The organism is Sphaerisporangium siamense, from assembly GCF_014205275.1.
GTDB lineage: Bacteria > Actinomycetota > Actinomycetes > Streptosporangiales > Streptosporangiaceae > Sphaerisporangium > Sphaerisporangium siamense.
Window position 1 is genome coordinate 5,428,215 of sequence record NZ_JACHND010000001.1, and the last position, 13,220, is coordinate 5,441,434.

Sequence of the window (13,220 nt, forward strand, 5' to 3'; positions counted from 1 at the left end):
TCGGAGAAGACACATGCTCGAGGTCGCAGGACTGTCCAAGTCCTACGGTGAGGGCGACGGCGCCGTGCGCGCCATCGACGACCTCACCTTCACGGTGAACCCTCACGAGTTCGTCTGCATCGTCGGGCCGTCAGGCTGCGGCAAGACGACGCTGCTGAAGTGCCTGTCCGGGCTCATGCCGCCCACCGGCGGCAGGGCCGTGCTCGACGGGACGGTGATCGACGACCCGCCCGAGACGCTCGCCCTGGTCTTCCAGGAGTACACGCGATCCCTGCTGCCCTGGATGACCGTCCTGGACAACGTCGTCCTCCCCCTGCGGGCCAAGGGGATGGGCAAGGCGGAACGGCGCCGGCTGGCGCTGGAGTCGCTGGAGGCCGTGGGCCTCGCCGAGTTCACCCACGTGTACCCGTGGCAGCTCTCCGGCGGCATGCAGCAGCGCGTCGCCATCGCCCGCGCGCTGGCCTACCGGCCCAAGGTCCTGCTGATGGACGAGCCGTTCGCCTCCGTCGACGCCCAGACGCGCGCCGAGCTGGAGGACCTCATGCTGCAGGTGCGCGACACCTTCGACGTCACCGTGGTCCTGGTCACCCACGACATCGACGAGGCGGTGTACCTCGCCGACCGCGTGGTCGTGCTGTCCAAGCGCCCGACGCGGGTCCGCGAGATCGTCGAGGTCGGCCTTCCCCGTGCCCGCGACCAGGTCACCACCAAGGAGGACCCCCGGTTCGCCCGGCTGCGCGGGCACGTCGCGCGCCTGATCGTCGGCGCCCCCGGCGACGCGGCCGCCGCCGGGGACCTCACGTCCGCGCCCGCCGAGGTGGCCTGATGCCCCTCGTCCTGGAGGCCATGGGCCAGGCCCTGCGCGACCTCGGCGTCCCGGTGATGTTCGGCCTGCCGGGCAGCGGCAACTACGAGCTGGTCCACGCCGCCCGCGCCGCCGGCGTCGCCTACTACGGCGCCAACCACGAGGCCGGCGCGGTCGGCATGGCCGACGGCTGGGCGCGGGTGACCGGGGCGACCGGCCTCGCCATGCTCTCGCAGGGCCCCGGGCTCACCAACGGGCTGACCGCGCTCACCGAGGCGGTCAAGAGCAGGACCCCGCTGGTCGTCGTCGTCATCGACACCCCCAGGCTCTCCCTCCACGGCAACCTCAACATCGACCAGACCGCGGTGGTGACCGCGCTCGGCGCCGGCGCCACCACGGTCCGCTCGGCGGCGACCGCCGTGGACGACCTGCGGCGCTCCCTGCGCCGCGCCGCGGTCGAGCGCCGTCCCGTCGTGCTGATGGTCCCGCTCGACCTGGTCCACGCCGAGGTGCCCGCGGGCGCCGCCGTCAGAGAGGGGATCGCCCCGCCCTCGGCGCCCTGGCCGGACCCCGAGGCCATCGCCGAGGCGGCGAAGCTCGTCAGGGCCGCCGCCCGGCCCGTCGTCCTCGGCGGACGCGGGGCCGTGCGGGCCGGCGCCCGTGAGGAGCTTCTCGCCCTCGCCGGCCGGATCGGCGCGCTGCTGACCGTGTCGGCGCCCGCCAAGGGCCTGTTCGCGGGCGCGGAGTTCGACCTCGGCGTCTCGGGCAGCTTCGCCTCGCCGCTGGCCGCGGGCCTGCTCGCCGAGGCGGACCTGGTGCTGGCGTTCGGCGCCGGGCTGAACGCCTGGACCACCGGCAACGACCGGATGCCGCCCCCCGGCGTGCCGGTCGTCCAGGTGGACGTCGACGCCCGCTCGATCGGCGCGCACCGTCCCGCCGCGGTGGCGATCCAGGCCGACGCCCGGGTCGCCGCCCGCGCCCTGTACGAGGAGCTCGGGCCCGGCGACCGGCCGGGCTTCAGGACCGCGGAGGTCGCCGCGCGGATCCGCGGGCACGACCCGGCGAAGGAGTTCACGCCCGCCGACGGCGGCCGGGGCCTGGACCCGCGCGTGTTCACCCTCGCCCTGGACCGGATCCTGCCCTCCGAGCGCACGGTCACCATCGACTCCGGGCACTTCATGGGCTGGCCGGCCAAGTACCTGTCGGCCCCCGACGCCGCCGGGTTCCTCTACCCGCAGGCCTTCCAGTGCGTGGGCCTCGGCCTCGGGAACGCCGTCGGCGCCGCCGTGGCCCGTCCCGACCGGATCAGCGTCCTCGCCGTCGGCGACGGCGGCATGATGCTGAGCCCGCAGGAGCTCGACACCGCCGTCCGCCACGGCCTGCCGCTGCTCGTCGTGGTGTACGACGACTCGGCCTACGGGGCCGAGGTGCACCGGTTCGAGCCGATCGGCCTGGCGGTCGACCTGGTCCGCTTCCCCGACCGCGACTTCGCCGCGATGGCACGTTCCGCCGGCGCGCGCGGCGTCACCGTCCGCGCCGTCGAGGACCTGGAGGAGCTGCGCGACTGGCTCGGCGACCCCCGCGGCCCCATGGTGCTGGACGTCAAGATCGATCCGACCGTGCTCGGCGGCTGGGTCGCCGGCAACTCCAAGGCGGCACTGGCATGACAGGACGGACAGAGGCGCCGGGCATCAAGAGCTACCCGCGGTTCGTCGCCGCCGCCGTGCAGGCCGCACCGGTCTTCCTCGACCCGGACGCGACCGTCGCCAAGGCGCGCTCGCTGATCGCCGAGGCGGCGCGCAACGGGGCCGAGCTGGTCGCCTTCCCCGAGGTGTTCGTCCCCGGCTACCCGTACTGGAACTGGACCATGACCCCGGTCCAGGGCGGCCCGTGGTTCGAGCGCCTGTACCGGGCCTCCGTGGACGTGCCGGGGCCGCACGTGGACGCGATCCGCGCCGCGGCCCGGGAGCACGGCTGCCACGTCGTCATCGGCGTCAACGAACGCGCGCGCTACGGGGCGGGCACCCTCTACAACAGCGTGCTCGTGATCGACGACAGGGGCGAGCTGCTCGGCGTTCACCGCAAGCTCGTCCCGACCTGGGCCGAGAAGCTCACCTGGGCCAACGGTGACGGCAGCTCGCTGCGCGTCCACGACACCGAGGTCGGGCCGCTCGGGGTGCTCGCCTGCGGCGAGAACACCAACACGCTGGCCAGGTTCACCCTGCTGGCGCAGGGCGAGCTCGTCCACGTCGCCAACTACATCGCCCTGCCGGTCGCGCCCGAGGACTACGACATGGTCGAGGCGATCAAGGTCCGCGCCGCCGCGCACGCCTTCGAGGGCAAGGTCTTCAACATCGTGGCCTGCTCCACCGTGTCCGAGGAGATCATCGACACGGTCGCGGGCGGGGACGAGGAGGCGCGCAAGCTGCTGAGCCGGGAGCACAGCGCGTTCTCCGGCGTGTTCGGCCCGGACGGCCGGCTCATCACCGAGCCCCTCATCGACGAGGAGGGCATCGTCTACGCCGAGATCGACCTGTCCCGCTGCATCCAGCCCAAGCAGATGCACGACATCATCGGCCACTACAACCGCTTCGACATCTTCGAGCTGCGCGTCGACACCCGGAGCCGGCGGCCGGTGGTGCTGCTGCGCGACGACCCTCCGCCCGCGAACACCGCGAGGCCGGGCGCCGAGACCACCCGGGCGCACGCCGACCAGCACCCCGTGCGCGCGCCGCGCGCCGGCGACGGCGACTGACGGCGACCGGCCCCACCTGACCCCACCTGACCACGAGACGCACCCGTCGGATGCGCACGAATGAAAGGGAAGCCATGAGAGAGGACGTCATCGGCCGTTCCCGCGTCCAGGACACCGAGGAACTCGAGCGGTACTACGCGGAACTCGGGAAGTTCGACGCCGGAGCCCTGTGGACCGTGGCGAACGAGATCGAGCCCTGGTACCCCCAGCCCCGCTCGGTCCCCATGCACTGGCGCTACCAGGACCTGCGGCCCCTGGTCCTGAAGTCGGCCTCGCTGGTCAGCGGCGACGACGCGGGACGGCGGGTGGTCATGCTCGTCAACGAGGGCCGCAGGGAGCTCAGCGCCGCGGTCGGCCTCCTCTACACCGGGCTGCAGATCATGAACCCGGGGGAGGCCATGACGGCGCACCGTCACGCCGCCGCCGCGCTGCGCTTCGTCATCGAGGGCGAGGGCGCGTGGACCATCGTCGACGGGGACCGCCTCAAGGTCGGGCCGCGCGACTTCGCCATCACCCCCAAGGGCACCTGGCACGAGCACGGCAACGACTCCGCGGAGAACCCGGTCATCTGGCAGGACGGCCTGGACATCCCCCTGATCAACGCTCTTGACGCCAACTTCTACGAGGTGCACCCGGAGCTGCACCAGGTGCCGGGCGCGGTCGTCAACACCTCGCTGCTGCGGCACGGCGCGGGCGTGCTCAAGCCGGACCGCAGGAGCTGGAGCAAGCGGTACTCCCCGCTGCTGGCCTACCCCTGGGACATGACCTACCAGGCGCTGCTCGACCAGGCCAAGGTCAGCGAGGGAACCCCCTACGACGGGGTGATCATGGAGTACGTCAACCCGGTCACCGGCGGCTCGGTCATGCCGACCATGGGCGCCCACATGCAGTTGCTGCGGCCGGGCCAGGCCACCCAGGCGCACCGGCACACCGGCTCGGTCATCTACCACGTGGCCAAGGGCCGGGGCCACTCCATCGTCGCGGGCCGCCGGTTCGACTGGAAGGAGAACGACATCTTCGCCGTCCCCTCCTGGGCCTGGCACGAGCACGCCAACGACGACGACGCCGACGACGCCTGCCTGTTCTCCTTCAACGACTTCCCCATGATCCACTCGCTGGACCTGTGGGCCGAGGAGGCGTACTCCGCCGACGGCGGCCACCAGCCCGTCCTCTGACCGCCCCCGCGGTCCCCGTCCGCGGCGACGGCCGTCCTCGCCCGGCGTTCCACCCCATCCCCAAGGAGTTCCATTGCGACTGCTCACCTTCCAGACCGCCGGCCTGGAGCCGCGCGCCGGTGCGCTCGAAGGCGAGGACGTCATCGACCTCGCCGCCCTCGGTGAGGCCGCGGGCCGGCCGCTGCCGCGCACGACCGGCGGCTACGTCGCCGACGAGACCGCGCTCGCCACGGCACGCGACCTGCTCACCGCGCACCGCGGCGCCTGGCCCGCGGGCACGGCGCACCGGCTCGGCGACGTGACCCTGCGCGCCCCCCTGCGGCCCGGGAAGATCGTGGGGGTGGGGCTGAACTACGTCGAGCACGTGGCGGAGTCGAGCCGCTCCCTGGACACCGCCAAGGAGCTCCCCACCCGGCCGGTGCTGTTCTCCAAGCCGGCGACCGCGGTCGTCGGGCCGGGCGAGCCGATCCTGCACAACGCCGCGCTCACCGAGCAGCTCGACTGGGAGTGCGAGCTGGCCGTCGTCATCGGGAGCACCGCGCGCGGCGTCAAGGCCGGGGACGCGCTCGCGCACGTGTTCGGCTACTCGATCACCAACGACATCAGCGCCCGCGACCAGCGGCGCTCGGGACAGTGGTTCTTCTCCAAGGGCCAGGATTCCTACGCGCCGCTCGGGCCGTGGATCGTGACGGCCGACGAGATCGGCGACCCGCAGGACCTCGACGTGTCCCTCCGCGTCAACGGCGAGGTGAAGCAGAAGTCCAACACCCGCCACATGCTCTTCTCCATCGCCGACCTCATCGCCGACATCACCTCCGGCATGACCCTGGAGCCGGGCGACGTCATCGCGACCGGCTCGCCGTCGGGCGTCGGGGCCGCGCAGGTCCCGCCGCAGTTCCTGCGCCCGGGGGACGTCGTCGAGCTGGAGATCGAGAACATCGGCCGGCTCGTCAACCCCGTCGTCGCCCACCCCTGAGCCGCGGCGCCCCCGACACCACCACCGAAGGAGGACCGTGATCCCCCGCCGTATCAGGATCGGCCAGATCGTTCCCAGTTCCAACATCACCATGGAGACCGAGATCCCCGCCATGTTGCGGGCCAGGGAGCGGGTCGAGCCCGAGCGCTTCACCTTCCACTCCAGCCGCATGCGGATGACGGAGGTGACCAAGGAGCAGCTGGAGGCGATGGACGACGACGCCGTGCGCTGCGCCGTCGAGCTGACCGACGCCCGCGTGGACGTCATGGGCTACGCCTGCCTCGTCGCGATCATGAGCCGTGGTCTCGGCTACCACCGCGACTCGCAGCGGCGGCTGCGGGAGAGCGCCGTCGGCGCCGGGGCCGACACACCGGTCGTCACCAGCGCGGGAGCCCTGATCGAGGGGCTGAACGCGCTCGGCGCGAAGAAGGTCGCGCTGATCGCGCCCTACATGCTCCCCCTGACCAAGGCGGTCGTGGAGTACATCGAGCACGAGGGCATCACGGTCACCGACTACATCGCGCTGGAGATCCCCGACAACCTGGAGGTCGGCGCGCGCGACCCGCGCGTCCTCACCGACATCGTCCAGGATCTCGACCACCAGGACGCCGACGCCGTCGTGCTCTCCGCGTGCGTGCAGATGCCCTCCCTGGAGGCCGTCCAGGAGGTGGAGGACGCCATCGGCAAGCCCGTCGTGTCGGCCGCGGTGTGCACCGTCTACCAGATGCTGAAGCAGCTCGGCCTCAAGACCTACGTGCCGGACGCCGGCGCGCTGCTGTCCGGACGGTACTGACCCCGTACCGGCACCGCGCTGGCCCCGCCGCGTGCGGGCGGCCGCGGCGTCCGCCCGGGATGACGAATGTCATCGCGAACGCCGGAGAAGGGGCACTGAGCACCGTCCCCGCCCCTGCCTAGGGTCGACTTCATGAACGCGATCACCTTCACGGACGTGAGCAAAACCTACGGCGAGGTGCCCGCCGTGGACGGGCTGAACCTCACCATGGAGGCCGGGCGCACGGTCGCCCTCCTGGGACCGAACGGCGCCGGCAAGTCCACGACGATCAACATGCTGCTGGGGCTCGTCCGCCCCGGCGCGGGCCGCGTCGAGATCTTCGGCCGCACCCCCGACGAGGCCGTCGCGGCCGGGATGGTCGGCGCCATGCTGCAGGACGGCGCCCTCATCCCCGAGCTGACCGTCCGCGAGACGGTCGACTTCGTCCGCCGCCTGTACCCGGCGCCGCTCCCGCTGACGGACGTCCTGGAGATGGCCGGGCTCACCGGCCTGGCCGGGCGGCGGGCGGGGGCGCTGTCGGGCGGGCAGGCGCAGCGCGTCCGGTTCGCCCTGGCCGTCGCGGGCGCCCCCGGCCTGCTGGTGCTGGACGAGCCCACCACGGCGATGGACGTCGAGTCCCGCCGGGCCTTCTGGGAGAGCATGCGCGCCTACGCGGACGAGGGCCGCACGGTGCTGTTCGCCACCCACTACCTGGAGGAGGCCGACGCGGCCGCCGACCGCGTGATCGTCATGACCCGGGGCCGGGTGGCGGCCGACGGCACGCCCGCGCAGATCAGGGCGGGCGCGGGCGGCGGCTCGGTCTCCTTCGCGCTCGGCGGGCAGTCCTGCGCGGGCCTGGACGCGCTGCCGGGCGTGAGCTCCGTCGAGATCGACGCCGCCACCGTGCGGCTGCGCACCGTCGACGTCGACGCCACGGTGGACGCGCTCTACCGTGGGACCACGCTGCGGGTGCGCGACCTGCGCGTGCGGGACGCCGCCCTGGAGGACGCGTTCCTCGCCCTCACCCGGCACGCGGAGGACTGACCATGCCGACCCCCATGCCGACCCCCATGCCGACTCCCACCCTCGTCACCGGGCGCGCCCCGAACCCGTTCCCGCGCTACGTCAGGCTCGAAGCGCTCCGCATGCTGCGCAACAAGCGCTACGCGATCTTCGTCGTGGCGTTCCCCGTCGGCCTCTACCTGCTCTACGCGAACCTGTGGGGCGGCGAGGTGGACGAGGCGTCAGGCGTGCGGGCGAGCGTCCAGCTCATGGTCTCGATGGCCGCCTACGGCGCCCTGGCCGCGTCGATCATGTCCACCGCCGTGCCGTGGTCGCAGGAACGGCAGGCCGGGTGGCTTCGCCGGCTCCAGGTCACCCCGCTGCGCGGCCGGACCGTCATCGCCACCAAGCTGGTCTCCTCGCTGCTGCTGGTGCTGCCCTCCCTGGTGCTCGTCTCGGCCGCCGCCGTGCTGACCCAGCACGTGACGCTGCCCGCCGGGCGATGGGCGGCGCTCATCGCGGTCATGTGGGCCGGGACGGTCCCGTTCGCCGCCCTCGGCCTGATCATCGGCTCGCTGGCCAGGCCGGACACCGCCCAGCCGCTGGCGATCGCGGGGATGTTCGGCCTCGCCCTGCTCGGCGGCCTGTGGTTCCCCGTCGACATGCTGCCGGACACCCTCGGCATGGTCGCCCGCGCGCTGCCGTCCTACGACTACGCCGACATCGGCCGGCGGATCGTCGCCGGCGCCGCCCCGCACGCCGGGGCCGTGGGCGGCATCCTGGTCTGGAGCTCGGCGCTCTGCGCCCTGGCGGTCCTGGCCTACCGCAGGGCGACGGCGCGGGGCTGACCGTCATGAGCCTCGGCGACCGCATCGGCGGGACGCTGAACTTCGGCGGGACCGAGCGGCCGTCCCGCTGGAGGCGTCTGCTCGGCACCTCGCTGGGCCTGGTCTACCTCTTCTACCCGATCACCGACGTCACCTCGGGCGAGATCACCGGGGCCAAGGCGGCGTGGGCGGTGGTCGCGCTGGCGGCCTTCACGGCGTCGTACGTGGCCACCGTGCTCAGCCCCGCCGACTACGGCGAGCCCGGCCGGTGGACGCCCGGGTTGCTCGCGCTGACCGTGCTCATGGCGGTGACGCTGCCGCTGGTCTTCGGCGGCGGCTGGCTGGCGCTGCCGATCTACGTCACGGTCCTGCTCAGCATGGCGCTGCCGCTGCGGCGGGCCGTCGCGGGCGTCGCCGGCATGGCGGTGGTCGTGACGGCCGAGGGGCTGGTCAAAGGGGCGGACGCCGCCACGATCGGGCTCCTGCTGCTGCAGATGACCACGCTGTCGGTGCTGTTCATGAGCGTGCGCAACACCCGGAGCCTGCTCGTCCAGCTGCACCGCGCCCAGGGCGAGGTCGCCCGGCTGGCGGCGGGGGAGGAGCGGCTGCGCATCGCCAGGGACCTGCACGACCTGCTCGGGCACACCCTGTCGCTGATCGTGCTGAAGAGCGAGCTGGCCGGGCGGCTGGCCGAGCAGGGCTCGCCGCGGACCGCGGCGGAGATCCGCGACATCGAGCAGGTGGCGCGCACGGCGCTGCGCGAGGCGCGCGAGGCGGTCACCGGCTACCGCCGGCGCGGCCTGGCCGAGGAGCTCGACGGCGCCCGCGCCGCGCTGGACGCCGCCGGGGTCGCGGTCACCGTCCGCACCGCGGGCACTCCCTTGCCCGACGAGCAGGACGGCCTGCTCGGCTGGGCCGTGCGGGAGGGCGTGACCAACGTCGTCCGGCACGCGCGGGCGCGCCGGTGCGAGATCTCCGTCGCCGTCCGGGACGGGGACGCCGTCCTGGAGGTCCGCGACGACGGCCGTCCGGGCGCGGCGTACACGCCCGGCAGCGGGCTCACCGGCCTGGCCGAGCGGGTCCGCGTCTCCGGCGGCTCGCTGGACGCCGGAGCGGCGCCGGGCGGAGGGTTCCGCCTGCGGGTCGTCGTCCCCGCGCCCGTAGACTCGCCCACCTAGAATCCCCCGCCGGCTTCCCCTCCGCGCGTGGGGCCCTTCTCCGAGGAGACCGCGATGATCAGGGTGATCCTCGCCGAGGACCAGGCCATGGTCCGGGGCGCGCTCGCGTCCCTGCTCGGGCTGGAGCCGGACATCGAGGTGGTGGGGGAGGCCGCCACCGGCGAGGAGGCCGTGGCCGTCGCCGTGGCGGCCCGCCCGGACATCGCGCTGCTCGACATCGAGATGCCCGTGCTGGACGGCATCGCGGCGGCGGGCCGGATACGCGCCGAGACGCCCGGCTGCCGCGTCATGATTTTGACGACGTTCGGCAGGCCGGGCTACCTGCGCAGGGCCATGGAGGCCGGCGCGTCGGCGTTCCTGGTCAAGGACAGCCCGGCCAAGGAGCTGGCCGCCGCGATCCGCAGGGTGCTGCGCGGCGAGCGGGTTATCGACCCGGGGCTCGCCGCGGCGGCGCTCAGCGCCGGGCCCAACCCGCTGTCGGGACGGGAGCGCGACGTGCTCAGGGCCGCCTCCGACGGCTCCACGATCATGGACATCTCCCGGCGCCTGCACCTGTCGGAGGGCACGGTCCGCAACTACCTGTCGGCGGCGATCCAGAAGACGCACGCGCGCAACCGGATCGAGGCCGTGCAGCGCGCCGAGGCCCAGGGCTGGCTCTGAGCCCGCCCATGAGCGAATCTACGATGTAAAGGCGGCGGGTCCGGTCACGGCACGCGGGCCACGCCGCCGAGGATCGCGGGCCGCGTCAGGTCGTAGTCGGCCTCCCACTCCACCTGCGGCCGCCAGGCGGCCACCGGCACGAGCCCGGGCCGCAGCAGGTCCATGCCCGCGAAGTAGGCGGCGATGTCCGCGTGCGACCGCGGTTTGGCCCCGCCGCCGGCGGTTCTCGCGTAGAGCGCCCGCACCTCCTGGTCGGTCGGGCCGCCGATGTCACCGCTGTAGCCGTGCGACAGGACCAGGTAGCTCCCGCGCGCCATCTCCGCGCGGAACCGCGTGACGATCGCGCCCGCCCGGTCGTCGTCCGGCACGAAATGCAGGACCGACGCCATCAGCACCGCGACCGGCCGTGACAGGTCAAGGTGCTCGCGGACGGCCGGGTCGCCGAGGATCCCCTGCGGCTCGGTCAGGTCGCCGGGCACGACGATGGTGTCGGCGTTGTCGGCCAGGAGCGCCCGGGCGTGCGCGAGCACGATGGGATCGTTGTCCACGTAGACGACGCGGGAGCCGGGCGCGGCGTCCCTGGCGACCTCATGCACGTTCTGCCGGGTGGGAAGGCCGGTGCCGATGTCGAGGAACTGCCTGATCCCGAGCTCCGCCAGCAGCCGCACGGCCCGGCCGAGGAAGGCGCGGTTGGCGCGGGCCATCTCGCGGATGCCCGGCACCAGCGAGATCACCTTCTCCGCCGCCGCGCGGTCGGACTCGAAGTTGTCCTTGCCGCCCAGGTAGTAGTCGTACATCCGGGCCACGCTCGGGACGGAGGGGTCGACACCCATGGGAACGTCGCCGCGTTCCGTCATGCACCTGTCTCCATAGCGCAGATCCTACGGTGGATCACCCGGATATGGATCATCCTGTCCCGCGGCACGCGCGGCCGCGGCCCGATTCTTCCGGGCGGTCCGCTACGGGGCGGCGGGGCGCAGGTCGGCGACGTGGCGGATGAGGTCGCCGACATGGACGATGCCCATGCAGCGGCCCACCTCGTCCACCACCACGAGGTCGTCGTACACGCGGGCGGAGTCCTTGCCCGCGACCTGCATCGCCGCGATGGCGGGCGTGGTCTTGGGGACGATGCGCGGCGGGTCGGCCAGGCGGTGCGCGGGCTTCTTGGCGTGCAGCGCGTGCCCGTACGGGCCCGCGATCGACAGCAGGAAGCGGCCACGCTCCACGCTCGCCCGCGGCCGCTGGTACTCGTCGACCAGGATCACGCTGGTGATCGACGGCTCGGCGGCGAGCGCGTCGGCCACCTCCTCCGCCGTGGCCTGCGTGCCGAAGGTCACCGCGGGCATGAGGAACTCCTGCACGCGCGGGCCGAGGTCGATCGCCGACGGCTCGGGCTCCGCGGGCACCGGCAGCGGGACGTGCACGCGGCCGTGCGAGGGACGCCAGTCGATCGGGGCCAGCAGCGGTCCCTGGGCCAGCCGGATGCCCCAGCGGCGCAGCATCGTGAGCTGGGCCTCCTCCCGCACCAGGGGCGCGAGCACGTGGATGCCCATGCCCTTGGCCATCTGGGCGACGGCGCGGGCGAGCGCGCCCCGCCGCGGGTCGCCGGGGATGCGGTCGACCAGCTCGGGGGACAGCACGGCCGCGTACGGCGAGGCGTCCGCGATCAGGTCCAGGGGCATGTGCGAGGCGCCGAGGCCGCCGACGGCCACCAGGTAGCCGATCGTGCGCAGGCCCTCCATGCCCACCAGCAGGCCGCGCCGGTGCTCGGGCGGGAAGTCGCCGGAGACCACGAGGACCACCTCGCGCGGGCGCCGCCGGGTGGCGCGCATCGCCTCGTGGAGAGGCGCGAGGGCGGCGGAGCCGTCGATCACCGCGCCGGAGGGGACGGTGAGCACGAGGGGCAGCCGCGCCTCCTCGCGGCCGGCGGCGTAGGCGGCGCTGACGGCGGGGGCGATGTCGCGCGAGTAGCCCGCGGGCGTGCCGCCCGCGGCGGCCTCGACGGCGATGACCCCGCCGGTGTCGAGGTCGACGATCGGCCGGAACATCGGGAGACCGCCCGGAGCCGGGTGGGCGGAGCGGGTCTCGGAGGCGGCCGCCGGGAGTGAAGCGGCCGAGGAGGTCGGACTGTGGACCGTCACATCGCGATTGTCCTGCGCTTTCAGCGGGATCTACCAGCCACAAGGGCAAATTCACCCATTTTTCGTTGTGCGTTGGAAGGAAAGTACTTCTTTACCGGAAGTCCGGAAACGGGTAACGGCGCGTGATCGTGTGCCGCCGCCGCCCTCGCCGCCGCGGGCCCGGGCCCGCCGCCCCGCGATAAGGTGTGCCGTCGGCGCGGCGCGGCGCGCGCCCGGAGCCGGAAGGGGGCATCGTGGCGTCACGTCCCGCGGCCGGCGGCGGGCGCTGGGTTTCGGTCGCCCCGGAGCGCATGGCCGGCTGGGCGCGCGGGTTCGCCGACCGGCACGGGCCCACCGAAGCCGTCGTGGAGCGCGCGGAGGGCGTGGAGAGCGTGGAGAGCACGGTCGTCGTGCTGCGCGCCGCGGACGGCGCGGTGGCCGAGTGCCACGTCCCCTTCCCACCGCTCACCCTTCCCCGGGGGCAGGCCCCGCTGGAGGCCCTGGTGGCGCACGCGATCCGGCCGCGGCGCGTCGGAGTCCTGCTGGTGCGCCTGGGCGGGCACGCGGCCGGCGTCTTCGAGGGCGAGCGCCTGGTGGACTCCAAGGTGGGCTCCCGGCAGGTCCACGGGCGCAGCGCGGCCGGGGGATGGTCCCAGCAGCGGTTCGCCCGGCGCAGGGAGAAGCAGGCCGGCGAGGCCGCGCGGGCGGCGGCCGAGGTCGCGCTGCGGGTGCTCGGCCCCCAGGTGCCCCGCCTGGAGGCGGTCGTGCTCGGCGGGGACCGGCGCGCGGTGGAGGCCGTGCGCGAGGACACGAGGCTCGCCGGGGTGTTCGCGCTGGCGGGCGGCCCGTTCCTCGACGTCCCCGACCCCCGCCTGGCGGTGCTGCGCGCGGCTCCGGGGCTGTTCCGCGCGGTGCGCGTCCGCGTCCTCGACCCGGGCGAGGGCTGAGCG

The 13,220-nt window shown here is 73.8% G+C and carries 13 protein-coding genes; 11 read left to right on the forward strand and 2 right to left on the reverse strand.

What is annotated here, in order from left to right; all coding sequences use genetic code 11:
* The first annotated feature begins 13 nt into the window (after positions 1-13).
* The 10 genes from BJ982_RS24955 to BJ982_RS25000 all read left to right on the forward strand — a co-directional run bounded on the left by BJ982_RS24955 (position 14) and on the right by BJ982_RS25000 (position 10,150).
* Positions 14-826: an ABC transporter ATP-binding protein gene (locus BJ982_RS24955; protein ID WP_184883911.1), complete on the forward strand. Its 813-nt coding sequence runs from the start codon at positions 14-16 to the stop codon at positions 824-826.
* Entirely contained in the window at positions 826-2,472 is a 1,647-nt protein-coding gene (locus BJ982_RS24960) for a thiamine pyrophosphate-binding protein (RefSeq protein WP_184883912.1), read from the forward strand. The genes BJ982_RS24955 and BJ982_RS24960 overlap by 1 nt, the downstream gene beginning before the upstream one ends.
* Positions 2,469-3,560 carry a carbon-nitrogen hydrolase family protein gene (locus BJ982_RS24965; protein WP_203959330.1) on the forward strand — a complete coding sequence of 364 codons (1,092 nt, stop codon included), beginning with the start codon at positions 2,469-2,471 and terminating at the stop codon, positions 3,558-3,560. Before BJ982_RS24960 ends, BJ982_RS24965 begins: the two co-directional genes overlap by 4 nt.
* Before the next feature lie 74 nt (positions 3,561-3,634).
* Positions 3,635-4,735, forward strand: coding sequence for a cupin domain-containing protein (locus tag BJ982_RS24970; RefSeq protein ID WP_203959329.1), 1,101 nt, complete (start codon positions 3,635-3,637; stop codon positions 4,733-4,735).
* A gap of 73 nt (positions 4,736-4,808) precedes the next feature.
* Entirely contained in the window at positions 4,809-5,711 is a 903-nt protein-coding gene (locus BJ982_RS24975) for a fumarylacetoacetate hydrolase family protein (protein ID WP_184883915.1), read from the forward strand.
* 37 nt (positions 5,712-5,748) lie between these two features.
* Complete coding sequence (locus BJ982_RS24980; protein WP_184883917.1) at positions 5,749-6,504, forward strand: maleate cis-trans isomerase family protein; 756 nt, start codon at positions 5,749-5,751, stop codon at positions 6,502-6,504.
* 132 nt (positions 6,505-6,636) lie between these two features.
* The gene (locus BJ982_RS24985; RefSeq protein ID WP_184883919.1) at positions 6,637-7,527 is read left to right on the forward strand and encodes an ABC transporter ATP-binding protein; all 891 of its coding nucleotides are present in this window, start codon (positions 6,637-6,639) and stop codon (positions 7,525-7,527) included.
* A gap of 2 nt (positions 7,528-7,529) precedes the next feature.
* A complete protein-coding gene (locus BJ982_RS24990) occupies positions 7,530-8,333 on the forward strand; it encodes an ABC transporter permease (protein WP_184883921.1) in 804 nt (267 codons plus the stop codon).
* 5 nt (positions 8,334-8,338) lie between these two features.
* Entirely contained in the window at positions 8,339-9,490 is a 1,152-nt protein-coding gene (locus BJ982_RS24995; RefSeq protein ID WP_184883923.1) for a sensor histidine kinase, read from the forward strand.
* A 54-nt stretch (positions 9,491-9,544) separates the two neighbouring features.
* The gene (locus BJ982_RS25000) at positions 9,545-10,150 is read left to right on the forward strand and encodes a response regulator transcription factor (RefSeq protein WP_184883925.1); all 606 of its coding nucleotides are present in this window, start codon (positions 9,545-9,547) and stop codon (positions 10,148-10,150) included.
* Positions 10,151-10,194: 44 nt separating this feature from the next.
* Here the strand turns inward: BJ982_RS25000 and BJ982_RS25005 are convergent, their stop codons facing one another.
* Together BJ982_RS25005 and BJ982_RS25010 are read right to left on the reverse strand one after the other, a co-directional pair.
* Positions 10,195-11,007: an SAM-dependent methyltransferase gene (locus tag BJ982_RS25005; RefSeq protein ID WP_184883927.1), complete on the reverse strand. Its 813-nt coding sequence runs from the start codon at positions 11,005-11,007 to the stop codon at positions 10,195-10,197.
* Positions 11,008-11,109: 102 nt separating this feature from the next.
* Positions 11,110-12,291 (reverse strand): EAL domain-containing protein, encoded by a 1,182-nt coding sequence (locus tag BJ982_RS25010; RefSeq protein WP_239123384.1) that lies wholly within the window; start codon positions 12,289-12,291, stop codon positions 11,110-11,112.
* A 233-nt stretch (positions 12,292-12,524) separates the two neighbouring features.
* Between BJ982_RS25010 and BJ982_RS25015 the strand changes: the two genes are divergently transcribed.
* Positions 12,525-13,217, forward strand: coding sequence for an acVLRF1 family peptidyl-tRNA hydrolase (locus tag BJ982_RS25015; protein ID WP_203959328.1), 693 nt, complete (start codon positions 12,525-12,527; stop codon positions 13,215-13,217).
* Positions 13,218-13,220 lie beyond the last annotated feature (3 nt).

Bases quoted from the DNA above. Each gene is read 5' to 3' on its own strand.
- BJ982_RS25000 (WP_184883925.1), top strand. From the start codon at position 9,545: ATGATCAGGGTGATCCTCGCCGAGGACCAGGCCATGGTCCGGGGCGCG.
- BJ982_RS24960 (WP_184883912.1), top strand. From the start codon at position 826: ATGCCCCTCGTCCTGGAGGCCATGGGCCAGGCCCTGCGCGACCTCGGC.
- BJ982_RS24985 (WP_184883919.1), top strand. From the start codon at position 6,637: ATGAACGCGATCACCTTCACGGACGTGAGCAAAACCTACGGCGAGGTG.
- BJ982_RS24990 (WP_184883921.1), top strand. From the start codon at position 7,530: ATGCCGACCCCCATGCCGACCCCCATGCCGACTCCCACCCTCGTCACC.
- BJ982_RS24995 (WP_184883923.1), top strand. From the start codon at position 8,339: ATGAGCCTCGGCGACCGCATCGGCGGGACGCTGAACTTCGGCGGGACC.
- BJ982_RS24970 (WP_203959329.1), top strand. From the start codon at position 3,635: ATGAGAGAGGACGTCATCGGCCGTTCCCGCGTCCAGGACACCGAGGAA.
- BJ982_RS25005 (WP_184883927.1), bottom strand. From the start codon at position 11,007: ATGACGGAACGCGGCGACGTTCCCATGGGTGTCGACCCCTCCGTCCCG.
- BJ982_RS24955 (WP_184883911.1), top strand. From the start codon at position 14: ATGCTCGAGGTCGCAGGACTGTCCAAGTCCTACGGTGAGGGCGACGGC.
- BJ982_RS24965 (WP_203959330.1), top strand. From the start codon at position 2,469: ATGACAGGACGGACAGAGGCGCCGGGCATCAAGAGCTACCCGCGGTTC.